Consider the following 23,060-nt stretch of genomic DNA (forward strand, 5'->3'; position numbering starts at 1 on the left):
CAATAAAAGCAGGGAGTTATAGATGACTGCTCAGGTTTCAAGCGAAGCAAGCAGTGCCGATAGGCTTGAGGACGACGTACTGGCCGAGGTACGCAACCATATCGGCCACCTCACCCTCAATCGCCCCTCCGGCTTGAACGCCCTCACCCTGGACATGGTCCGCCGCCTGACGCAACAGTTGCTGGCCTGGTCAGACGACCCACAGGTGCATGCCGTGGTCCTGCGCGGTGCGGGCGAAAAGGCTTTCTGTGCCGGCGGCGATATCCGTTCCCTGTACGACAGTTTCAAACGCGGCGACACCCTGCACGAAGAGTTCTTCGTCGAGGAATACGCGTTGGACCTGGCCATCCATCATTACCGCAAGCCCGTGCTGGCCCTGATGGACGGGTTTGTCCTGGGCGGCGGCATGGGCCTGGTGCAGGGCGCGGATTTGCGTGTCGTCACCGAGCGTAGCCGCCTGGCGATGCCGGAGGTGGCGATCGGTTATTTCCCGGATGTCGGTGGCAGCTACTTCCTGCCCCGTATTCCCGGTGAACTGGGCATTTACCTCGGCGTTACCGGCGTGCAGGTCCACGCGGCAGACGCCCTCTATTGCGGTTTGGCCAACTGGTACCTGGACAGCGCCAAGCTGGCCAGCCTCGACCAGAAGCTCGATAGCCTGCAATGGCACGAATCGCCTCTCAAGGACCTGCAAGGCGTGCTGTCCAAGCTCGCCGTGCAGCGGCTGCCCGACCCGCCGTTGGCCGCATTGCGTCCGGCTATCGACCACTTCTTCGGCCTGCCGGACATTCCGAGCATTGTCGAGCAACTCCAGGAAGTTACGGTCGCCGACAGCCATGAATGGGCATTGAACACCGTCCACCTGATGCGCACCCGCTCGCCCCTGGCCATGGCCGTGACCCTGGAAATGCTGCGACGCGGCCGGCGCTTGCCGTTGGAGCAGTGCTTTGCCCTGGAACTGCACCTTGACCGCCAATGGTTCGAACGCGGCGACCTGATCGAAGGGGTCCGCGCGCTGATCATCGACAAGGACAAGAACCCTCGCTGGAACCCGCCGACGCTCCATGGGCTGGACAAAAGCCATGTCGACAGCTTCTTCCACCACTTCGAGCAGGTTGCGAAATAAGCCATGCAAGACATTGAATACTCTGAAGAACAGGTAATGATTCGGGACATGGCGCGCGACTTCGCCCGCGGCGAAATTGCCCCCCACGCCCAAGCCTGGGAGAAGGCCGGCTGGATCGACGACGCCCTGGTGGCGAAGATGGGTGAGCTGGGCCTCTTGGGCATGGTAGTGCCGGAAGAATGGGGCGGCACTTATGTCGACTACGTGGCGTATGCCCTGGCGGTGGAAGAGATTTCTGCCGGTGATGGCGCCACCGGCGCGTTGATGAGTATCCATAATTCAGTGGGTTGCGGGCCAATCCTCAACTACGGCACAGATGTACAGAAACAAACCTGGCTGGCCGACCTCGCCAGTGGTCAGGCGATTGGCTGCTTTTGCCTGACCGAACCGCAGGCCGGCTCCGAGGCCCACAACCTGCGCACCCGGGCCGAACTGCGCGATGGCCAGTGGGTGATCAATGGCGCCAAGCAGTTCGTCAGTAACGGCAAGCGCGCCAAGCTGGCGATTGTATTTGCCGTAACCGACCCGGACCTGGGCAAGAAAGGTATTTCCGCGTTCCTGGTCCCCACCGACACCCCAGGGTTTGTAGTCGATCGCACCGAACACAAGATGGGTATTCGGGCCTCGGATACCTGCGCTGTGACCTTCAACCAATGCAGCGTGCCCGAGGCCAACCTGCTCGGCGAGCGCGGCAAAGGCCTGGCCATCGCCCTGTCCAACCTCGAAGGCGGCCGCATCGGCATTGCCGCCCAGGCGCTGGGCATCGCCCGTGCGGCCTTTGAGGCGGCGCTGGCCTATGCCCGCGACCGGGTGCAGTTCGACAAGCCGATCATCGAGCACCAAAGCGTGGCGAACCTGCTGGCGGATATGCAAACCCGCCTGAACGCTGCCCGTTTACTGATCCTGCACGCGGCGCGCCTGCGCAGTGCCGGCAAGCCCTGCCTATCGGAAGCGTCCCAGGCCAAGCTGTTTGCGTCGGAAATGGCCGAGAAAGTCTGCTCGAGTGCGATGCAGATCCATGGCGGCTACGGATACTTGGAGGATTACCCGGTGGAGCGTTACTACCGGGATGCGCGGATCACGCAGATTTACGAAGGGACCAGCGAGATCCAGCGGATGGTGATTGCAAGAGAGCTCAAGCACTACCAACTCTAACTGGCACACTACACAACCAATGTGGGAGGGGCTTGCCCCCTCCCACATTTGATCTTCAGTGCTTGAAGGATCGCTTACTTATCCTTGAACTCCGGTGCACGCTTAGCCACGAACGCCGCCATGCCTTCCTTCTGATCCTGCGTCGCGAACGCCGCATGGAACACTCGGCGCTCAAAGCGCACGCCTTCGGACAAGCTCACTTCAAACGCACGGTTCACGCTTTCCTTGACCATCATGCTGATCGGCACCGACTTGCCGGCAATCAGCGTGGCGACTTTCAGTGCCTCGTCCAGCAGTTCATCGGCCGGCACGATGCGCGCCACGATCCCGCAGCGCTCGGCTTCAACCGCATCGATAAAACGCCCGGTCAGGCACATTTCCATGGCTTTTGCCTTGCCCACCGCGCGGGTCAGGCGCTGGGTGCCGCCCATGCCCGGCAGCACGCCGAGGTTGATTTCCGGCTGGCCGAACTTGGCGCCGTCACCGGCCAGGATGAAATCGCACATCAGCGCCAGTTCGCAACCGCCGCCCAGGGCGAAGCCGTTGACGGCGGCGATGATCGGCTTGCGGCGGTTGGCCACGCGGTCGCTGTCACTGAACAGGTCATCGAGGTAGATCTGCGGGTAGGTCAGCTCGGCCATTTCCTTGATGTCGGCGCCAGCGGCGAAGGCTTTTTTCGAGCCGGTCAATACGATGCAGCCGATTTCCGGGTTGGCTTCCAGGCCATCCAGCGCCTGGTTCAATTCGCTGACCAACTGTGCATTCAAGGCGTTCAGGGCTTGCGGACGGTTGAGAGTGATCAGCCCGACGCGGCCCTGGATTTCGAGCAAAATGGTTTCGTAACTCATGTATCGGCTCCTTAGAGATTGCGTGAGATGACCATGCGTTGGATATCGCTGGTGCCTTCATAAATCTGGCAGACCCGCACATCGCGGTAGATCCGCTCCAGGGGGAAGTCGCTCAGGTAACCGTAACCGCCGAGGGTTTGCAAGGCTGCGGAACAGACTTTCTCAGCCATTTCCGAGGCGAACAGCTTGGCCATCGAGGCCTCCACCAGCGCTGGTTTGCCACTGTCACGCAGGGCGGCGGCGTAATGCACCATCTGCCGCGCTACGGCGATTTGCGTGGCCATGTCCGCCAGGCGAAAAGCCACGGCCTGGTGTTCAATGATTGGCTTGCCGAAGCTTTCGCGCTCCCGGGCATAATCGCGCGCCGCCTCAAAGGCGGCGCGGGCCATGCCCACCGACTGGGAGGCGATGCCGACGCGACCGCCTTCAAGGTTGGCCAGGGCGATCCTGTAGCCTTCGCCCTCCTGCCCAAGACGGTTAGCCACCGGCACCTTCACATCCTCGAACAGGATCTGGCAGGTATCGGAGGCATGCTGGCCGAGCTTGTCCTCGATACGGGCCACGCTGTAGCCCGGCGAATCGGTGGGCACGATAAACGCACTGATGCCACGCTTGCCCGCTGCCGGGTCGGTCACCGCGAACACAATCACCACCCCGGCATTCTGGCCGGAGGTGATGAACTGTTTGCAGCCGTTGAGCACGTAGTGATCGCCTTCAAGGCGTGCGCGGGTTTTCAGGCCGCTGGCATCCGAACCGGCTTGCGGTTCGGTCAGCGCAAAAGCACCGAGCATGGCGCCGCTGGCGAGGGGGGTGAGGAATTGCTCCTTCTGCTGATCATTGCCGAAGGTCAGGATAGGCACACAGCCCACCGAGTTGTGCACGCTCATGATGGTGGAGCAGGCGCCGTCACCGGCGGCGATTTCTTCCAGGGCCATGGCGTAGGCCAGATAACCCGTGTCGCAACCGCCCCACTGTTCCGGCACCAGCATGCCGAAAAAGCCCAGTTCGGCCATCTCGCCGATGGCTTCCTTGGGAAAGCGATGTTCGCGGTCCCACTCGGCGGCAAACGGTTTGAGCCGTTCCTGGGCAAATTGCCGGGCCGCGTCGCTGATTTGCAGTTGTTCGTCATTGGGCAGCATGGGGGTAGGTCCTTAATACAGGCATTCGACGGCCATGGCCGTGGCTTCACCACCGCCAATACAAATGGCGGCGACGCCACGCTTGAGGCCTTTCTGGCGCAGGGCCGAAAGCAGCGTGACCAGGATCCGCGCGCCGGACGCGCCAATCGGGTGGCCCAGGGCGCAGGCGCCGCCGTGGACATTGACCTTGGCATGGGGGATTTCCAGTTTGCTCATGGTCACCAGGCTGACCACGGCAAAGGCTTCGTTGATTTCGAACAGATCGACCTCGTCGAGGCTCCAGCCGGTCTTGCTCATCAACTTGCGAATCGCCCCCACCGGTGCCACCGGAAACAGCCCCGGTTCATCGGCAAAAGCCGCGTGCCCATGGATCACCGCCAGCGGCTTGAGCCCGCGCTTTTGCGCCTCGGACTCACGCATCAGCAGCAATGCTGCCGCGCCGTCGGAAATCGAACTGGAATTGGCCGCCGTCACCGTGCCGCCTTCGCGGAACGCCGGTTTGAGGCTGGGGATTTTTTCCGGCTTTGCCTTGGGGGGCTGTTCGTCATGCAGGATGGTTTTCTGCTCTTTGCCGACGGTGACCTGTACCGGGACAATTTCGGCGGCGAAACTGCCATGGGTGATTGCCTCCTGCGCACGGGTCAGCGAAGCGATGGCAAACGCATCCTGCGCCTCACGGCTAAAGCCGTTCAGCTGCGCGCACTCCTCGGCAAAGGTCCCCATCAGGCGGCCCTTTTCATACGCATCTTCCAGGCCGTCGAGGAACATATGGTCGATGACGCGGCCGTGGCCCATGCGATAGCCGCTGCGGGCGCGGTCCAACAGATAGGGCGCGTTGGACATGCTTTCCATGCCGCCGGCGATCACCACGTCGACACTGCCGGCCAGCAGCGAATCATGGGCCAGGATCGCCGCTTCCATGCCCGAGCCGCACATTTTGTTGAGGGTGGTGCAACGCGTGGATTTGTCCAACCCGGCGCCCAGGGCGGCTTGACGCGCAGGCGCCTGGCCCAGGCCGGCGGGCAGCACGCACCCAAACAACACCTCATCCACGGCGTCGGCGGCGATGCCGGCACGCTCGACCGCCGCACGGATGGCGGCAGAGCCCAGTTGCGGCGCAGTCAGGGCCTTGAGGTCGCCCTGGAACCCGCCCATGGGCGTGCGCACGGCGCTGACAATCACGATGGGATCATTCATGGGTCATCCTCCTTACTTGGCCGCCATGCGCAAGGCACCGTCGAGACGGATCACCTCGCCGTTGAGCATGCTGTTTTCAATGATGTGCCGCACCAGCGCGGCGTATTCGACAGGCTTGCCCAGGCGTGGCGGAAACGGCACGCCGGCGGCCAGGGAGTCGCGCACGTCCGGGGTCATGCCGGCCATCATCGGGGTTTCGAAAATGCCTGGGGCGATGGTCATCACGCGAATGCCGAAGCGCGCCAGCTCCCGTGCGGCGGGCAAGGTCAGGCTGGCTATCGCGCCTTTGGAAGCCGCATAGGCAGCCTGCCCGATCTGCCCGTCGAACGCAGCCACCGACGCGGTGTTGATGATCACCCCGCGCTCGCCGTCGGCGTTCGCTTCAGTTTCGGCGATGGCCGCTGCCGCCAGGCGCAGCAAGTTAAAGCTGCCGATCAAGTTGACGTTGATCACCTGGGCAAAGCTGGCCAGCCCGTGGGGGCCACTCTTGCCGAGGATCTTTTCACCGCGCACCACCCCCGCGCAGTTGACCAAACCATGCAAACCGCCAAACGCCGCGACCGTTGCCTGCACGGCGGCTTCGGCAGCGGCTTCCTGGCTGATATCCGCCACTGCGCTGCGGGCGTTGTCGCCGAGCTGCCTGGCCTTGGCCGCCACGGCGTCGGCATTCAAATCCACCAGCATGACCTTGGCGCCGGCCGCGACCAGCATGTCTGCGGTGGCCGCACCAAGGCCGGAAGCGCCGCCGCTGACCAGAAAAATCTTGTTCTCAATCTGCATTATTGGTTCCTTGAACGGTCGGTATCGTCGAAATAGTCGCTCTGCAACGCTACGGCAGCAATGGTCAAAGCCTTCAACATGGCTGACTGGTTTGGCCAATCATCGACCGCGCTGATCGGCCGGTCAGTCCAAGCGATTGGACGCCCGGCTTGCAAGCTCCTAACCTGAGAGCCTGCGCCACCGAAGAAGTCCGCCCACCGATGATCGTACGTCCCAAACCGAACCTGCTGGGCATCCTGTTTTCGCTCAAGGGCTCGATTGCCAAGCGCATCGCCCTGCGTAGCCTGCTGGTCACGCTGCTGGCGTCGGTGATCGTGTTGGTGGAAACCCTGCACCCGGCGTATTTCTCCAAGGTCAACGCGACACCCTTTACGTTGCTCGGGCTGTCGCTGTCGATCTTCATGAGTTTTCGAAATAACGCCTGCTATGACCGCTGGTGGGAAGGCCGCAAGCAACTGGGGCAGATGATCATCGAGGTGCGCTCGCTGATTCGCGAGACCCAGGTGCTCACTGACCCCGCGGAGCGTGGGCGCTTGCTGCGGGGGCTGGGCGGCTTCGCCCACGGGCTGGTCGCGCGTCTGCGCCACGAAGACGAAGCCCGGGCGATAAAGCCGTGGGCCAGCGTGGAAGCGAGTCATCCCAACCTCCCTGACCGGGTGCTGCAACAGCTCGGCGCGCGATTTTCCGCTTTGGCCGAGCAAGGCGCCATCAGCGAATGGCGTTACACCCAGTTGGAAACCCGCCTGGTCAGCCTCAGCCAGGTACAGGCCGCGTGCGAGCGAATCAAAAGCACGCCGCTGCCCTTCCCTTACACCTTGCTGCTGCACCGCACCATTTACCTGTTCTGCATTCTCTTGCCGTTCGCCATGGCCGAACCCCTGGGCTGGCTGACGCCGGTGTTTACCGCCATCGTCAGCTACACCTTCTTCGGCCTCGATGAAATCGGCGACGACCTGGAAGACCCTTTCGGCTTTGACGAAAACGACCTGCCCTGCAATGCGATCCTGCGCACCCTGGAGCGTGAGCTGCTCGCCGCCCTCGGCGAAACCGACCTGCCACCGGCCCTGGAACCGGTGGAATACGTGCTGACCTGACACGGGTTTGACACCTGCCGTGGTCTGACCGAAGCTTGCGACTTTGCTTCTTCAGCTTTCGGACACCTGCATGTCAAAGTCACGCCGTTACTCCATCGTCGGCCTGTGCGCCCTGTTGTTGATTGTGCTGATCACCTGGTATTTCTCCCGCACCACCCAGGTGGCCGTGCCTCCCGCCATTGCCCATGGCTACTCCAAAGCCCTGAAACAGGCACACAACGGTGAACCGGGCGCCGCGCGTGTGCTGTATCAGCAACTGGGCCGGCCGGACCTGTCACCCGAGCGCCGCGCCGCCTTGCATGCCGAATTGCCCAACTACCCCAGCCCCCAAGCCTTGAAGCTCGCGGACAAGGACCTCAGCAGCGAATCGCCGCTGGTGCGCGAGGCCGCCATCCACAGCATCGTCGGCCTGGTGCCCACCGGCCAGCGCACGCTGTTGCTCGGCCCAGTGCTGGATGACCCCGAACAAAGCGTGCGTTTCACCGCCGCCAACGCCTTGCTCGGCCTGTCGCCAGACACCCTGGGCCTGTACTTCGGGCCGTTGCAGCAGGTGTTGGACGAGTTCGTGAAAAAGCTCAAGGCCGAGCCCGAAACCGCCGAAGGCTGGATTCAACTGGCGCGCCTGTACATTCACAGCGCCCTGCTGCCAGACGCACAAAACGCCCTGGAACAGGCCATGCGCTTGCAGCCGGACAACCTGCAAGCGGTCGTGGCGCAGATCGAACTGCTGGATAAACAAGGCAAGACCGACGAGTCCCGCCAACTGTTGGCACGGCAACTGGCGGCGCATCCTGAGTCGGCCTACCTGCAGCACGCCCTCGGCATGTGGTTGCTGCACCACGGCGAGCGTCCCTATGCGCTGCTGGGTCTGTCCAAGGCGGTGGAGTTGGAGCCGGACAACCAGGATTATCGCTATGACCTCGCCACCACCCTGCACGCCCAGCAGGAATTGGAAGCCGCCCAGCGCCAATTGGAGGAAATCATCCAGCGCCATCCGGCCAATCGCAAGGCACGAGTGCTGCTGGTCAACTATTGGAAAGAAAGCGGTCAACTGCAGAATGTGCAGGTGCTGCTCGCCCAGCTCGAACAGCAAAACCCTGACGATCCGGCCCTCCAGCAAGGCCTGTAGGCGCAATAATCACGCATCAGTTTGAACCGCCGCAAAGCGCTACGGTCAAGAGAACATGGCACGTCCACCTGGATGCGCATCCTCTACTCGTATGTGACCTGAGGGCACTTCTTGTCTACATCCAAAGCGTTGTTAAGCGAAAAAGCAGCCACCGGCATCGAGGGCCTCGACGACATTCTGTGCGGAGGGCTATCGCGCAGCCATCTGTTCCTGCTGGAAGGTGAACCGGGTACCGGTAAAACTACGGTTGCCCTGCACTTCCTGCAGGCCGGGGCGAAAAAGGGCGAGCGAACCCTGTACATCACACTGTCCGAAACCGAGCGTGAGTTGCGCCAGGGCGCCGAGTCCCATGGCTGGGACCTGGACGACAATATCCATATCTTTGAATTGACCCCGCCGGAGAGCCTGCTGGATGCCGAGCATCAGCAGAGCCTGCTGTACTCATCCGACCTCGAGCTGGGCGAAGCCACCCGGCAGATCTTTGAAGTGGTGGAACGGGTCAAACCGACCCGCGTGGTGATCGACAGCCTCTCGGAAATCCGCCTGCTGGCGCAAAGTTCGCTGCGCTATCGCCGCCAGATCCTGGCGATCAAGCATTACTTCGTGCGCTATGACGCTACCGTGCTGCTGCTCGACGACCTGACCACCGAATCCCTCGACAAAACCGTGCACAGCGTGGCCCACGGCGTGGTTCGTCTCGAAGAGCTGACCCCCAACTACGGTGCCGAGCGCCGTCGCGTGCGGGTGGTGAAGTATCGCGGGCAAAAATACCGTGGCGGTTTTCACGACTTCACCATCATGCAGGACGGCATCCATGTATTCCCGCGCCTGGTAGCTGCCGAACATCGCGGTGGCTACACGCGCCAGACCTTGAGCAGCGGCATTCGTGAGCTGGATGCCTTGATGGGCGGCGGTGTCGAGACCGGCTCCAGCAGCCTGATCCTCGGCCCGGCCGGTACCGGCAAATCGCTGATCTCGATGATCTTTGCCGCGGCGGCGGTAGCCCGTGGCGAAAAGGCTGCGTTATTTATCTTCGATGAAGAGCTGGGCCTGCTGTTCGAGCGCATGAGCAACATGGGCATCGATCTCGCCGCCCTGCAAGCCACCGGTAACCTGCTGATCGAGCAAGTGGACGCCGCCGAGTTGTCCCCCGGCGAGTTCTCACACCGCGTGCGCCGCTGCGTGGATGAACGCGGGATCAAGACCGTGGTTATCGACAGCATCAACGGCTACCAGGCGGCGATGCCGGAAGAAAACGCGCTGATCCTGCATATGCACGAACTGCTGCTGTACCTCAACCGCCGTGGCGCAGCGACATTCATGACCGTCGCACAACACGGGCTGGTCGGCGACATGCAGGCGCCTGTCGACATTACTTACCTGGCCGACACGGTGATCCTGTTGCGTTACTTCGAGGCCCTGGGCAAGGTCCGCCGCGCCATCTCGATCATCAAGAAACGCACCGGCGCCCACGAGTCGACCATCCGCGAATACCGTATCGGCAGCCGTGGCATGACCGTCGGTGAACCGCTGGATAACTTCCAAGGTGTCTTGCGTGGGATCCCGACCTATATGGGCGCCGGTTCCCCTTTGCTCAAGGATGAGGGCGTGTGACGACCGTACCACCCATATCCGAACGCGCAATCGTGCTGGCGCCAATGGGCCGTGACGGCTCGCTGGCGCTGATGATGCTCAACCAGGCCGGTTACAGCGGGATCATCGCCAGCAACCTGACGGTGCTGTGCGAAGCGCTGGAGCAAGGCGCCGGCATGCTGATCATTGCGGCCGAGGCCCTGCGTGGCGCGGACCTGGAGCCGCTGCTGGAGCATCTGCATCGTCAGCCCGCCTGGTCTGACCTGCCCATCGTGTTAATGACCCACCATGGTGGCACCGAGCACAACGGCTCATCACACCTCAGCGGCTTGCTGGGCAACGTGACCTTCCTGGAGCGTCCCTTCCACCCCGTGACGTTGATCAGCCTGGTGAGCGCAGCCCTGCGTGGGCGGCGCCGCCAATATGAAGCACGGGACAGGTTGATCGACCTGAGCGAGAGCGAACTGCGCCTGCAGCGCACCCTTGAGACGCTGGAGCAGCAAGTCGAAGAACGCACGGCGCAGTTGCGCAGCAATGAAGAAGCCTTGCGCCAATCCCAGAAGATGGAAGCCGTCGGCCAGTTGACCGGCGGCATCGCCCACGACTTCAACAATATGCTGACCGGCATCATCGGCAGCCTGGAACTGCTGCGAAGGCGTGTGTCCCGAGGCAAGCTGGATGACCTCGACAGCCTGATCGACCTCGGTGTGACCTCCGCCAACCGCGCCGCCGGCCTCACCCACCGCTTGCTGGCGTTCTCGCGGCGCCAGTCGCTGGATTCCAAGCCGGTACAGATCAACGAACTGGTCACGTCCATGGGCGAGCTGCTGCAACGCAGTCTCAACGAAAGCATCGCCTTGGACATGCGCCTGGACAGCCAATTGTGGACCGCCGAAGCCGACCCCAATCAACTGGAAAGTGCCCTGCTCAACCTCGCACTCAACGCCAGGGATGCGATGCCGGGGGGCGGGCGGCTGACGGTCGACACCAGTAACCGCCATCTGGACAGCGTGTTTACTGCCGCCTACGGCACGCTCACGCCGGGCGACTATGTGGAACTGAGCGTCAGCGACACTGGCTGCGGCATCCCTGAAAGCCTGATTGGCCGGGTATTCGACCCATTCTTCACGACTAAACCCATCGGCCAGGGCACCGGCCTGGGCCTGTCGATGATCTACGGCTTCGCGCGCCAGTCACGCGGGCATGTCACCATCCACAGCGAGGTGGGCAAAGGCACCACGGTGAGTCTGTTCCTGCCGCGCTATATCGGTGAAATCAGCGAGGACAGGCCGTTGGACCCGGCGCTGCTGCCTGTCGCCAATACCGGTGAAACCGTGCTGATCGTCGAGGACGACCCGGCGGTGCGTGTGCTGGTCAGCCAGGTACTGAGCGAACTGGGCTACGCGTTTGTCGAAGCCGGCGATGCCGATAGCGCACTCCCGATTATCGAATCCAGCCAACGCATTGACCTGATGATCAGCGACGTAGGCTTGCCCGGAATGAACGGGCGACAACTGGCAGAGATCGGTAGGCAGATTCGCCCCGAGCTGAAGGTGTTATTTATTACCGGATATGCCGAGCATGCGGCGGTGCGGGGTGGTTTCCTGGACCCGGGGATGCAATTGATCACCAAGCCCTTTACCTTTGACTTGTTGACGGCGAAGGTGCGGGAGATGACTCACATAAAGGCCAGTGAATGAGGCGCAGGTCAAGCGAAACGCTGGGTCTCGACCGGGCCCGCTGACAGGCTATTTACGTTGAAGGCGACGAATTTGGCTCATTGAAAACTTCGTTAATGACCTGCAATGTCTGAAGTTTTACTTTTAGATACAGGAAGTAATACTCAAGTGCCGTCGGTGAGTCACCTTTGTATCGGCGCCCAGCGCATTTAGTAACTTCCGGCAAAGGGTAGAGTTGGAACGTTAGAGGCTAATGCCAATACCAAGTGTTAAACCGCGGGCGCAGTTACAACACCCGGGGTATGTTCATTTGCCTCTCAGAGAATGCCCCTCATGATTTCATCCGATAGCGTTACTCTTCCCCGCCAGCATCTTCAGAGCACCCCGCAAACATCAACTTCCGCCTCGTCCCATACGCCTCTTGCTGAATCTTCTTCCGAGTGGGACATCGATCCGATACGTAATCAACAATCTATTCGGAGCATCGGGCAAAGATCGCTTCTCGCCCAACAAAGTGTCCAGAATCAGTTGCCACCACCTCTGCAAAAAAATTCGATGACGGCGGCCGATGCCATTGGCCTACAAGCACTTATCGATGGCCTGACTAAAACAGGTGAGTTGCAGAAACATCAATACTATGGCACTGAACGGCGGCTTAGATCGTTGCAGATAACCCTGCCACCAGAATCTTACATTGCGCGCAAGAACAACCTTCTCGAAGGGCAAAGCATGAGCGCCGAACGATACATCCAGGCGCTGGGTTTGCCGTTACCCACCAGTTGGCAAGAGACCTTGCGATTGACCCAGAAAATTGCCATGCCATTGCCCGCACCGCCTGCGTTGGGTGATTTCGGGGGGCTGCTGGGTCGGACGGTACCCCTGGCTCAATTCCAGCAAGACCGCGTGCGCGCTATCGTCAACGAATCAGCTAATACCAGCATTCAGTCCTTGATCATACACGCTGTCACCAACACAGAATCACCCGTAACCCCTCGCAAGGTACTCGAACAGTTGATCGCAAACCCCCAGGCGCAGGCACTGGGTCAGAAATTGGAAGCCGAACTGCAGGGCATTTCAACCACAACCAGTGTCAATGAATGGTTGATGACAGCGGTGGCACTGGAACTGGGCATCACGCCCGAAACACAGCGCAACCGTATCGCAGGCTATGACCTGAACCAGCCCGACAATTGGGGCAAACCCGCTTCGGCGATCATCGCGGCGGTCAATGACCATCTAGAACGTGAAAACGCCAATGTCCCTGACGTGAGGGGTTATTTGCTGCTCTCGCGGGTCGCGCCGCAGTTTCTGGTCAAACAGTTGCCCGAGAACCTGGTGTACGGTTCCAACGAGTGGGCTGTGTTCAGTGCTGCCGTTTCGCGCATTGAGCAACAGGCGCCCGGTACTGCGGCGACCATGACATTTGACCAAGTCATCGAGTTCGGCAACACCTCTGCGGTCAGCGAGCGCCAATCGGTGCACGCCGCCCTTGCTGAACGCAACGCCATGGTTGACTGGGGTATCGTCAATGGTTTTCTCATTAAGGATGACGATGACAACTACGAACCAGCAGCGATTGAGCACACGCGGAGCAAATTCAACGAGCAGATAACAGAACTGAGTACACGCCTCGCGGTGTTCTCCTCACCGCTGCCGACCAGAAAAGCCTTGGCAGAAGCCGAACTCAAAAAAGTACTGGGCGATCACGTCCCTCTCGAGAAAGAATTCATCAAGCTGGGCCGCCAAAACAGAGGTGGCACAGCATACTCGATTATTGATCTATATATGTCGGGTCGGCTCAAGGCCGATACGCTCAGGTCTGATTTTGACAAGGAGCTACTAAAAAAACTCGAGCCTAAATTCGTTGAGCTTCCCGATATCGAAGAAGTATTTAAAGAAACGTTCACGCCTTATTTCGACGGGGTAAAAAAAGCCTTTACCTCGCGTATAAAGAATCAAATTTCACGACTCCCTTTAGAAGACCGAAAAAACTTTGGATTCGGGGGATTAACGGCTTACTCCGTTCGCCTACCACTGCATGAGGATAGAGAAGATGATATCAGTCAAAAACAATACAAAAAAATTGGACGCGATTGCATATTGTTTAAAACGGTGCGTGGCGAGAAATCCACCTACTATGAGTTTTCTGTAAGCGATCAGACTATTCGCAAAAAAATCGACCTGCCTGACGATCTGCCGATCGGTGCAACCCGTATCTTCCGTGGGGTAGACGGCGATAAATATATCGAAGGGTTTGAACGGCTGCCGTTTGACCTGGATAAGTATGGGATCGGGAATGGAGGCCTACCACCGCCAAAAGTCCCCGTCATTATTGATCGGGTCATGATCCAGCCCGCGTCAGTCACCTCCGGCGCCGACGAACCGAATTCGACAACTGCTCCACTCAAGACGTTCTTTACCGCGAAGACCGATGCGATTGCCAAGACCGTCAGCGAGCATTTTTTCAGCGACAAGGACAGTTTCGAGGCAAATGCTTCAGGTGAAACAAACTTTGAGAAGCGGTACCGGAAAAACAATAAACTCAGCAACGACATTCTGAATGTAATTATTCCGTTCAAATCCGCTATCGAAAACGCGATTGAGGGTAAATGGGACGACGCCATCGGCGATGCAATGCTGGATCTGATAGCGCTTTATAATCCTGGCGCCAAAGGCAGCGGCATTGTTAACAGAACCAGTAAAACAACGGCTATGAGGCTACTGACAGGCGTCAAGAAATTCGGTGGCGCCGTGCTTAAAGACGCCAATCTTTTCGCTGACGTGGCGGACCTGACGCGCTTGTTGACGAAAGGTGCGAGATCCGCAGCATCGTCACTCTCTGACGGTGTTCATTCCCTACAGATGTCTAGCCGCAGTTTGCTCAATGCTCCTAACGGCCTGGACAGCGTGTCGATGGGTACCTTCAAGTATCAAGGCGAAGTTATGGAGGGTGCGGCAGCGTTCAAAGATAACAAGTGGTACGCACTTGATCCCTTGTCACTAAAACCTTATGGCGCACCGCTGGAGGATTTCTTGCCCTCGCTGCAGAACCAAATGGCAGAACTCGGGAAATGGGCGACTGCGGACAGCCCCCGAAAGACACTCGATGAGGCCGTTGTCAAAAGCTGGAAAAAGACCGTTAACGACCATCGCACTGGACCGCAAAAAGCTCAGTTTGAAAGCGGATACCAATCAGGAAACCCCCAAACTATCAGAGGGTTCTCCAATTCCATGAAGCCCGCAGATATCATAACCTTGGCTGGCAATAAAAACCTTACCGCCAAGGAGGTCGGGATGCTGCTCAAGCGGTTCGACGATCTCTCTTACCAAATCGGTCGGGCTGGCTCAGCTCGTTTTATCGATGCCATAGAACCAGGGCTCGGCAGCGTAATACCTATGCCTCAAGTCATATACCTTTCCAAGACCGGGCAATTGTCCAATGGCCAATGTGCCGCGCTGTCACGTGTCATGGCGGACGCCATGGCAGAAGGCAAAGAACGGTTATTGATCAAGAACATGCTCAGTGCAGCGGCCTACCCGGCCGATCCGGCCTCCAGAGAATTTACTGCCAAACTGAGCAAGATCCAAACCCAAGTCGGCGCGCGAAGTGCTTTTCATGCTCAACAGACGGTGCGTCAGGAGACGGTTCAAGGCATCGTGAATGAGCTGGCCGACGCCAGCGTATCCAAGTCAATAATGATCGACTCTCCTGGTCACGCCATGGCGGCTGGCGTAAGGGTTGATGACACAGGAAAGAGCTTCTACTTCTATGACCCTAATCATGGGCTTGCGAAATTTTCCAATGCACAGGACATGGAAAAGGCACTGGAGAAACTGACTCGCGACAAGAAACTGGAGCCAGGCTACGTGACTCATAGTACTGACCCCGCTAAATTGGAGTTCAAGGTCTTCGACCATACTGATGCGTGGCAGCGAACAAATAGTGTGCTGAGTACGGATGTTAAAAAGCTGTATGACGCACGACTCGCCATCCGACCAGACAGCGAAAGAAGTGCTGAAAAGTTCATGGTTCGTTTACTCAATGAACGTCTTGCCACCCCCGGGACCAAGGCGAGTGTCCGAACCCTTGAGGAATTGAAGAAATTTGACTTCGCCGTCCCAACCCAAATATTTCGAGGGCATACAGCTACCGGGGATACTCTCGCGACCGGCCTCAGGCGTGCAGCGGGAACGGACTCTTCCGGCGACGACTATCTGGCTGCGATTATCCAACATACGGCAAGAACATCAGGCAGTGGCGGTGAAGTCATGTCATTCAGCGCGAGCAAGGCCAAAGCCAATAGTTTTGCCACTCAGTACTCAACACCCACTAAGAAGGTGCCCGTCTTTACTGTCGACACCACCCAAGACCCGAACGCATTTCGAACGGTGGTCGATATCGTTCTTAAAGACGGGGAAAGACTGGTCGGGGATAAAAAAATCACTAAAGCAACCCTTCTGCAAGCCGTTGAAAAATTGAACGGGCAGGAGTTAGAGGTCTTTTATGTCAAAGGGGACATACCGCCGGCATTTATGGTGAGCTAAAGCACCTCTCATCCTACGCTCAATGCCAATAGGAAAAAACTGACACCTTGAACCTATGAAAGCGAAAGCAGCGGCGTCGGACTTTCGACGCCGACCCGCCATCAGGCCAATAACCGCTGTATATGCTCCTGCAACGTATCCAGATCAAACGGCTTGGCCAGGATCGGCGCATTGCGCGTGATCGGGCTGTTGCAGTCGAGAATTTCCTGCGGGTAGCCGCTGATAAAGATCACTTTCAATTCCGGGCGCAACTTGAGCGCGGGCTCGGCGATCTGCACGCCGGAAATCCCACCGGGCAAACGGTAGTCGGTGACCATCAGGTCCAGGTGCGGCTTGGTGGCGAGGATTTCAAAGGCCTGCTCCCCGTTGATCGCCTTCAACACCCGATACCCCAGGCCGGCCAGGTACTCACCCAGCACAAACATAATGGATTCGTCGTCCTCGACGATCAGAACGACATCTTGTGCATCTTCACTCATGGGAAGCCTTTGTCCGGTCAATTGCTGCAATTACGACCATGGGGTCACGCAGAGGTTGCGTCGGGGTGACGATTGATTTCATTCCGACTGTTCAAGGGGCAGGCACACCCGAAACAACGCGCCCTCGCCTATCCGGCTCTCGACCTCGATGGTGCCGCCGTGGGCTGCAATGATCTGTTCTGAAATAAACAGCCCAAGGCCCAGGCCCGCTGATACCTGGCTGGCGGACACGCGTTCGAACTGCTGGAAGATACGCTTCTGGTTCGCTTCACTGATGCCGATCCCATGGTCGCGCACCTCGACCCGGGCCTCGCCATGTTCGCTGTACACGCGCACCTCCACCGGGCTCTTGGCCCCGTAGCGCAAGGCGTTGGTCAGCAGATTGGTGATCACCTGCTCGATACGGAACTCATCCCAGTTGCCCACCACGGGTCCACCGGCAACCAGTTGCATCGACGATTCGGCGGCAGCCACTTGCGGAGCGAAATTCTCCACCAGGTTGCTTACCAGTTGCGTCAGGTCGAAGCGCCCCGGGCGAATCGACAATTTGCCGGTGCGGATACGCGAGACGTCGAGCATGTCTTCGATCAGGCGGATCAGGCTCTGGATCTGACGCTCGTCGCGGTCGACCATGGCGTGCATCTTGTCCAGGGTGAACGCGGCGGCGTTATCCCGCGCCAGGTGCATCTTGCGCAGCTGGGTTTCCAGGATCAGGCCGTTAAGTGGCGTACGCACTTCGTGGGCGACGATCGACATGAAGTCGTCCCGCATGCGCACTGCCTGCTCCAGCTCGGCCTGGGTGGCCTGCAGGCGCGTCAGCAACAGCTCCTGCTCGCGACGGCTGCGCTCCAGCGCTTCCACCTGCAGTTTCATCGCCTTGCTCTGGCGGTACAGGTCGACGAACACATTGACCTTGCTCTTCACCGCGTGGATATCCAGCGGTTTGTGCAGGAAATCCACGGCGCCGCTTTCGTAGCCCTTGAAGGCGTAATTGAGCTCACGGCCTGCGGCGCTGACGAACACAATCGGAATGTTCTTGGTTTTTTCGGTGCCGCGCATCAGTTCGGCCAGCTCGAACCCGTTCATGCCGGGCATCTGCACATCAAGAATCGCCAGGGCGAACTCGTGCTCCAGCAACAGGGACAAGGCCTCGTCGGCGCTCAATGCCTTGAAGACCTGGCGATCCTCGCGCTTGATCAGCGCTTCGAGGGCCAGCAGGTTTTCCGGCAGATCGTCGACGATCAGCAGTTTGGCCTGGACAGTACTTAACATGGGGAGGATTCCAGGGAAGCCAGCAATGCGGCAATGCGGCTCAAAGTCAGAATATGGTCGGGTATATGCAAGGCCAGGGCCGCCTGCGGCATCACGGCAATCCGAGCTTCACTGGGGTCCTGTACCACGGTGGTGCCGCCCGAGTGCTTGACATGGGCCAGCCCGTGGGCGCCGTCGTGGTTGGCGCCAGTCAGGAGAATCGCCAGCAGCCCCTTGCCATAGGCGTCGGCGGCCGAGGCGAACAGGTAATCGATAGCCGGCCGGGAATGGTGTACCCGGTCTTCCTGGCTCAGGGACAGGCTGCGGTCATGCTCTACCGAGAGGTGATAGCCGGGTCCGGCGAAATAAAGCGTGCCTGCATCGATTACCTCCTTGTCCCGCGCTTCGCGCACGGGGATGGGCAAGCGCCGCGCAAAGACTTCCGCCAGTTGGCTGCGGCGCTCATCCGGCAGGTGCAAGACGGCAATGATCGGCAGGCCGAAGGACTCGGGCAGTTCGCTGAAAATACTCAGCAACGCTTCGACGCCGCCGGCGGAAGCGCCGACGACGATGGCTTCAATCCCGCGAATCGGGTTGGCTGCAACGTCGCTCATGATTTTCGGTAGATCCGTTCCTGTTTGACCAAGGGTTCGAATTGCTTGTTGTAGGCGGAAAAATCCAGGGTTTCCTTGCTGCCCAGCACCAGGAAGCCGCGATGGCACAGCGACTCATGAAACAATCCGAATGCTCGATCCTGCAACTTTTTATTGAAGTAAATCAATACGTTACGGCATGAAATTAATTGAGTTTCTGAGAATACACTGTCGGTCGCCAGGCTGTGATCGGCAAACGTCACGTTCTCGCGCAGCGTCTTGTCGAAGATTGCGTAATCGTAGGCCGCCGTGTAGTAGTCGGCAAATGATCGTTGCCCCCCGGCCTGTTGATAATTGGCGGTGTAGGCCCGCACATTTTCCAGCGAGAAAATGCCCTGCTTGGCTTTATCCAGGGACGCCGGGTTGATGTCCGTGGCGTAGATGATCGTGCGCTCCAGCAAGCCCTCTTCACGCAGCAGGATGGCCATGGAGTACACCTCCTCCCCCGTGCTGCAACCGGCGATCCAGATCTTGATTGACGGGTAGGTCTTGAGCAGCGGCACCACTTCCTGGCGGATCGCCAGGAAGTGCGAGGGATCGCGAAACATCTCGCTCACCGGGATCGTCAGAAATTGCAGCAACTGCATGAACGCTGCCGGGTCATGCAGCACCCGATCCTGCAGCGCCGAAATCGTGGCGCAGTCGAACTGGCGCAAGGCATGAGCCACGCGGCGTTTGACCGACGCGCCGGAGTAGTCGCGAAAGTCGTAGCTGTACTTGAGGTAAATCGCCTCGATCAACAGGCGCAGCTCAATATCGCTGCTTTTCTCCAAAAAACGTTGCTCCACTTAAATGCGTTCCATCTTGGGTAGCCATACGCGAATCAGCGAGAACAGGCGATCCAGGTCGATCGGCTTGGCCAGGTAATCGTTGGAGCCCGCCGCGAGGCAACGCTCCTGATCGTCCTTCATGGCCTTGGCCGTCACGGCGATGATCGGCAGTTTCTTCCAGCGCGGGTCCTGGCGGATCAAGGCGGTGGCCTCGTAGCCGTCCATCTCCGGCATCATCACATCCATCAGCACCAGGTCGATATCGTCGACTTCATTGAGTCTCTCGATGGCTTCGCGGCCATTACGGCCGATCACCACCACGGCGCCTTTGTGCTCCAGGGCGCTGGTCAGGGCGAAGATGTTACGCACATCGTCGTCCACCAACAGGATCTTGCGTCCTTCGAAAACCTTGTCGCGGCTGCGGGCGGTCTTGAGCATCTTCTGGCGGTCATGGGACAGCTGGGATTCGACTTTGTGCAGAAAGAGTGTGACTTCGTCGAGCAGGCGCTCCGGTGAGCGGGCGCCCTTGATGATGATCGAGCGCGAATACTTGCGCAATTCGGCCTCTTCATCACGGGTGAGATTGCGGCCGGTGTAGACGATCACCGGCGGGAACGAGCAGATATCTTCGGTGGCCATGCGCTTGAGCAACTCGTTGCCCAGCATGTCCGGCAGCTTGAGGTCGATGATCATGCAGTCGTAGACGTTGTTGCGTAGCAGGTCCAGCGCTTCCTGGGCGAAGCCCACGGCGGTGATCTCGATGTCATCGTCGCCGATCAGGCGGGCAATGCTGTCGCGTTGGAGGTCATCGTCCTCCACCAGCAGCACGCGCTTGACCTTCTGGGTCAGCTTGGCTTCCAGACGCGCAAACACGTCCTTGAGCTCTTCGCGGGTGGTGGGTTTTACCGCATAGCCGATAGCGCCCATGTGCATGGCGGCTTCGACGCGGTCTTCCACGGAAATCACATGCACCGGGATGTGGCGGGTGTTGGCGTGCTCCTTGAGGCGTTGCAGCACGGTGAGGCCGGAATGGTCCGGCAGGCGCATGTCCAGCAGGATCGCGTCGGGGATGTATTCCTCGGCCAGGCTGTAGCCTTCGTCCGCGCCATGGGCCACGAGGCACTGGTAACCCAACTCATGGGCCAGGTCGAACAGGATGCGCGCGAAGTTCGGTTCATCCTCCACCACCAGGATGCAACGACTGGTGAACGGCGCTTTGTCGCGGTCGTCGGCAAACCGCGGGATCTGCTTGGCGTCGGCAACCGGCAGCGGTGAGATCGCGATGGGCTTGGGCGCGGGGGCGGCAACGACCTGACGCGGTTGCTCGATCGGCGCGGCGTCTTCCTCGCGTTCGACATACTGCTCCGGCAGCACCAGGGTAAAGGTGCTGCCTTTGCCGGGCTCGCTGGTCACGCTGATATAGCCGCCGAGCAACGCGGCGAGGTCGCGGGAAATCGACAGGCCCAGGCCGGTGCCGCCGTAGCGGCGGTTGGTGGTGCCATCGGCCTGGCGGAAAGCTTCGAAGATGCTTTCCTGCTGGTCCGGCGCAATACCGATACCCGAATCACGCACGGTAAAGGCAATGCCCTCGCCCGGCGCACGGGACACCGACAGGCTCACTTCGCCCTGCTCAGTGAACTTCACCGCGTTGGACAGCAGGTTCTTGAGGATCTGCTCCAGGCGCTGGCGGTCGGTAAACAGCATCACCGGCGCACCGTTCTGTACCTCCACCTGGAAGCCCAGCTTACGGTCAGCGGCCAACGGTTCGAACATCCCGCGCAAGCCATCGACCAGGCGCGCCACACTGGAGTTTTCCGGGCGCACTTCCAACTTGCCGGCTTCTACCTTGGAAATATCGAGGATGTCGTTGATCAGGTTGAGCAGGTCGTTGCCGGCCGAATAGATCGACTCGGCAAACTTGACCTGTTCGGCGCTGAGGTTTTCCTGGGGGTTTTCCGCCAGCAACTTGGCCAGGATCAACGAACTGTTCAGCGGTGTACGCAGTTCGTGGGACATGTTGGCGAGGAATTCGGACTTGTACTTGCTGGAACGCTGCAACTCATCGGCGCGGTCTTCCAGCTCGAGCTGGGCCTGGTTGAGCTGGACGTTCTTGCGGTCCATGGCATCGCGCTGCTCGGCCAGGGTCTGGGTCTGTTCGGCCAGTTGCTCGTTGGTCTGCTCCAGCTCGGCTTGCTGGGTTTCCAGGTGGGCCTGGGATTCCTTGAGGATGCGCGACTGCTCTTCAAGCTCTTCGTTGGCGGTCTTCAGTTCTTCCTGCTGCACTTGCAGCTCTTCGTTGAGTTGCTGGGTCTCGGCCAGCACTTCCTGCAAGCGTTGGCGGTAGCGCGCCGCTTCGATTGACGTGCCGATATTACCGGCGATCAGCTCCAGCAGTTCTACATCACGCTCTTCCAGCGGTCGCAGGAAGCCCAGCTCAATCACACCATTGACACGGTCGTCATCGCTGGTGGGCACCACCAGCACGCTACGGGTCGAGCCTTCGCCGAGGCCGGAGCTGACCTTGAAGTAGTCGACCGGCACATCATCAAGGCGAATCAGCCGGTCCAACTGGGCGGCCTGGCCCACGATCCCCTCGTCGCTGTAGATAGCCTGTTCAAGCTGTTCCTGTTCCCGGGAGAAGCCATACGTCGCCACGCGCCTGAGGCCGCCGTGCTCTTCACGCACATACAGCGCCGCCACCGCCGAGCCCATGTACTGGGCGAAGAACTGCAGGATATTGCGGCCCAGCATGTTGAGGGTCAGTTGGCCAAGGACTTGCTCGGCCAATTCGGTCTGACCATTGCGTAGCCAGGCTTGTTGTTCCAGGCGCAGTGCGATCTTCTGTTGTGACGCGAGGTTTGCGCTATAACTACCTGAAAGAGCGAGTAAATTCTTACGGCCTATATAGGCCAGGAAGCCACTCAACCCCAACACGAACGCCAAATACAAAGTGACACTGATAACGGTGGTGCGGGTGACTTCTTGATTGCGCGTGATGCGGAACTGCTGCTCCATCGCCACCGCATCTTCGTATTCCTTGCGGATCTCATCGGTCAGGCGCTTGCCACGGCCGGCCTTCACCGCGCCGCGGTAGTCCCCACTCTGGCGCTGCATATCAATCATTGACTGGGCGTATTTGTTCCACTCCAGTTGCAACGCTTCCAGGCGCTTGAGACGGTCCACCTGCTGTGGGTTATCCGCCACCAGCTCTTGCAGGTTGCGCAGGTCGGCAATGATCCGCGGCTTAGCCACTTCGTACGGGTCGAGAAAGTGCTCGTCACCGGTGATGAGGAAACCGCGCATGCCGGTTTCCAGGTCCACCGTCATTTTAGATGATTCGTTGAGGTTATTGATCACCCGGTCGGTGTGCTCGACCCATTGGATGACTGACAGCAAATAGGTGATCAGGCAGACGAAAAATACCGCGCTGAGCACGCCCACACCCAGGGGCAACGCTACGTTTCGGCTGAGCAGTGTACGAAAGCTCTTTTCATCGACAGACGACGCGGGAGTCATGGGCATGCCTTGGCCAAGTATGGAAAACCCGGGAGTTTGCCCCAAAGTGGCGGTAGAGGGCTACGTTTTGTGATGCACATAGAAGATTAAGCGCGACGGTCTGCCT

At 59.5% G+C, this 23,060-nt stretch carries 16 protein-coding genes; 7 read left to right on the forward strand and 9 right to left on the reverse strand.

All coding sequences use genetic code 11. The features are described from left to right. The first annotated feature begins 22 nt into the window (after positions 1-22). Both M2397_RS07920 and M2397_RS07925 read left to right on the forward strand, forming a co-directional pair. Positions 23-1,126: an enoyl-CoA hydratase/isomerase family protein gene (locus M2397_RS07920; RefSeq protein WP_259242594.1), complete on the forward strand. Its 1,104-nt coding sequence runs from the start codon at positions 23-25 to the stop codon at positions 1,124-1,126. Between the two features lie 3 nt (positions 1,127-1,129). Further along, entirely contained in the window at positions 1,130-2,281 is a 1,152-nt protein-coding gene (locus M2397_RS07925; protein ID WP_259242595.1) for an acyl-CoA dehydrogenase family protein, read from the forward strand. 74 nt (positions 2,282-2,355) lie between these two features. On the opposite strand, the gene M2397_RS07930 is transcribed toward M2397_RS07925, so the two are convergent. The 4 genes from M2397_RS07930 to M2397_RS07945 are packed head-to-tail and all read right to left on the reverse strand — an operon-like array spanning position 2,356 to position 6,245. Beyond that, on the reverse strand, positions 2,356-3,129 hold the full coding sequence (locus M2397_RS07930) for an enoyl-CoA hydratase (RefSeq protein WP_145337822.1): 774 nt from the start codon (positions 3,127-3,129) through the stop codon (positions 2,356-2,358). A gap of 11 nt (positions 3,130-3,140) precedes the next feature. Further along, entirely contained in the window at positions 3,141-4,268 is a 1,128-nt protein-coding gene (locus M2397_RS07935) for an acyl-CoA dehydrogenase (RefSeq protein ID WP_184742289.1), read from the reverse strand. Between the two features lie 12 nt (positions 4,269-4,280). Next, the gene (locus tag M2397_RS07940; RefSeq protein ID WP_259242596.1) at positions 4,281-5,465 is read right to left on the reverse strand and encodes an acetyl-CoA C-acyltransferase; all 1,185 of its coding nucleotides are present in this window, start codon (positions 5,463-5,465) and stop codon (positions 4,281-4,283) included. A 12-nt stretch (positions 5,466-5,477) separates the two neighbouring features. Beyond that, positions 5,478-6,245 carry an SDR family NAD(P)-dependent oxidoreductase gene (locus M2397_RS07945; RefSeq protein WP_131696257.1) on the reverse strand — a complete coding sequence of 256 codons (768 nt, stop codon included), beginning with the start codon at positions 6,243-6,245 and terminating at the stop codon, positions 5,478-5,480. Positions 6,246-6,445: 200 nt separating this feature from the next. On the opposite strand from M2397_RS07945, the gene M2397_RS07950 reads away from it, so the two are divergent. From M2397_RS07950 to M2397_RS07970, 5 genes are all read left to right on the forward strand, one after another. After that, a complete protein-coding gene (locus tag M2397_RS07950; protein ID WP_131696643.1) occupies positions 6,446-7,339 on the forward strand; it encodes a bestrophin family protein in 894 nt (297 codons plus the stop codon). Between the two features lie 70 nt (positions 7,340-7,409). Continuing rightward, complete coding sequence (locus M2397_RS07955; RefSeq protein ID WP_131696256.1) at positions 7,410-8,468, forward strand: tetratricopeptide repeat protein; 1,059 nt, start codon at positions 7,410-7,412, stop codon at positions 8,466-8,468. A 111-nt stretch (positions 8,469-8,579) separates the two neighbouring features. Beyond that, on the forward strand, positions 8,580-10,082 hold the full coding sequence (locus M2397_RS07960; protein WP_131696255.1) for an ATPase domain-containing protein: 1,503 nt from the start codon (positions 8,580-8,582) through the stop codon (positions 10,080-10,082). A 44-nt stretch (positions 10,083-10,126) separates the two neighbouring features. After that, positions 10,127-11,761, forward strand: coding sequence for an ATP-binding protein (locus tag M2397_RS07965; RefSeq protein ID WP_405046419.1), 1,635 nt, complete (start codon positions 10,127-10,129; stop codon positions 11,759-11,761). Positions 11,762-12,073: 312 nt separating this feature from the next. Next, positions 12,074-16,285, forward strand: coding sequence for a YopT-type cysteine protease domain-containing protein (locus tag M2397_RS07970; RefSeq protein WP_259242599.1), 4,212 nt, complete (start codon positions 12,074-12,076; stop codon positions 16,283-16,285). Between the two features lie 101 nt (positions 16,286-16,386). Here the strand turns inward: M2397_RS07970 and M2397_RS07975 are convergent, their stop codons facing one another. From M2397_RS07975 to M2397_RS07995, 5 genes are all read right to left on the reverse strand, one after another. Next, positions 16,387-16,764, reverse strand: a complete 378-nt coding sequence (locus tag M2397_RS07975; RefSeq protein WP_057703059.1) for a response regulator — start codon at positions 16,762-16,764, stop codon at positions 16,387-16,389. Between the two features lie 78 nt (positions 16,765-16,842). Continuing rightward, complete coding sequence (locus tag M2397_RS07980; protein ID WP_259242600.1) at positions 16,843-18,036, reverse strand: hybrid sensor histidine kinase/response regulator; 1,194 nt, start codon at positions 18,034-18,036, stop codon at positions 16,843-16,845. Beyond that, the gene (locus tag M2397_RS07985; RefSeq protein WP_131696251.1) at positions 18,030-18,629 is read right to left on the reverse strand and encodes a chemotaxis protein CheB; all 600 of its coding nucleotides are present in this window, start codon (positions 18,627-18,629) and stop codon (positions 18,030-18,032) included. Before M2397_RS07985 ends, M2397_RS07980 begins: the two co-directional genes overlap by 7 nt. After that, the gene (locus M2397_RS07990) at positions 18,626-19,456 is read right to left on the reverse strand and encodes a CheR family methyltransferase (RefSeq protein ID WP_405046410.1); all 831 of its coding nucleotides are present in this window, start codon (positions 19,454-19,456) and stop codon (positions 18,626-18,628) included. Before M2397_RS07990 ends, M2397_RS07985 begins: the two co-directional genes overlap by 4 nt. Next, positions 19,457-22,954, reverse strand: a complete 3,498-nt coding sequence (locus tag M2397_RS07995) for a response regulator (protein ID WP_131696250.1) — start codon at positions 22,952-22,954, stop codon at positions 19,457-19,459. Between the last annotated feature and the right edge of the window lie 106 nt (positions 22,955-23,060).

It is taken from the genome of Pseudomonas sp. BIGb0381 (assembly GCF_024809815.1).
Lineage (GTDB): Bacteria > Pseudomonadota > Gammaproteobacteria > Pseudomonadales > Pseudomonadaceae > Aquipseudomonas.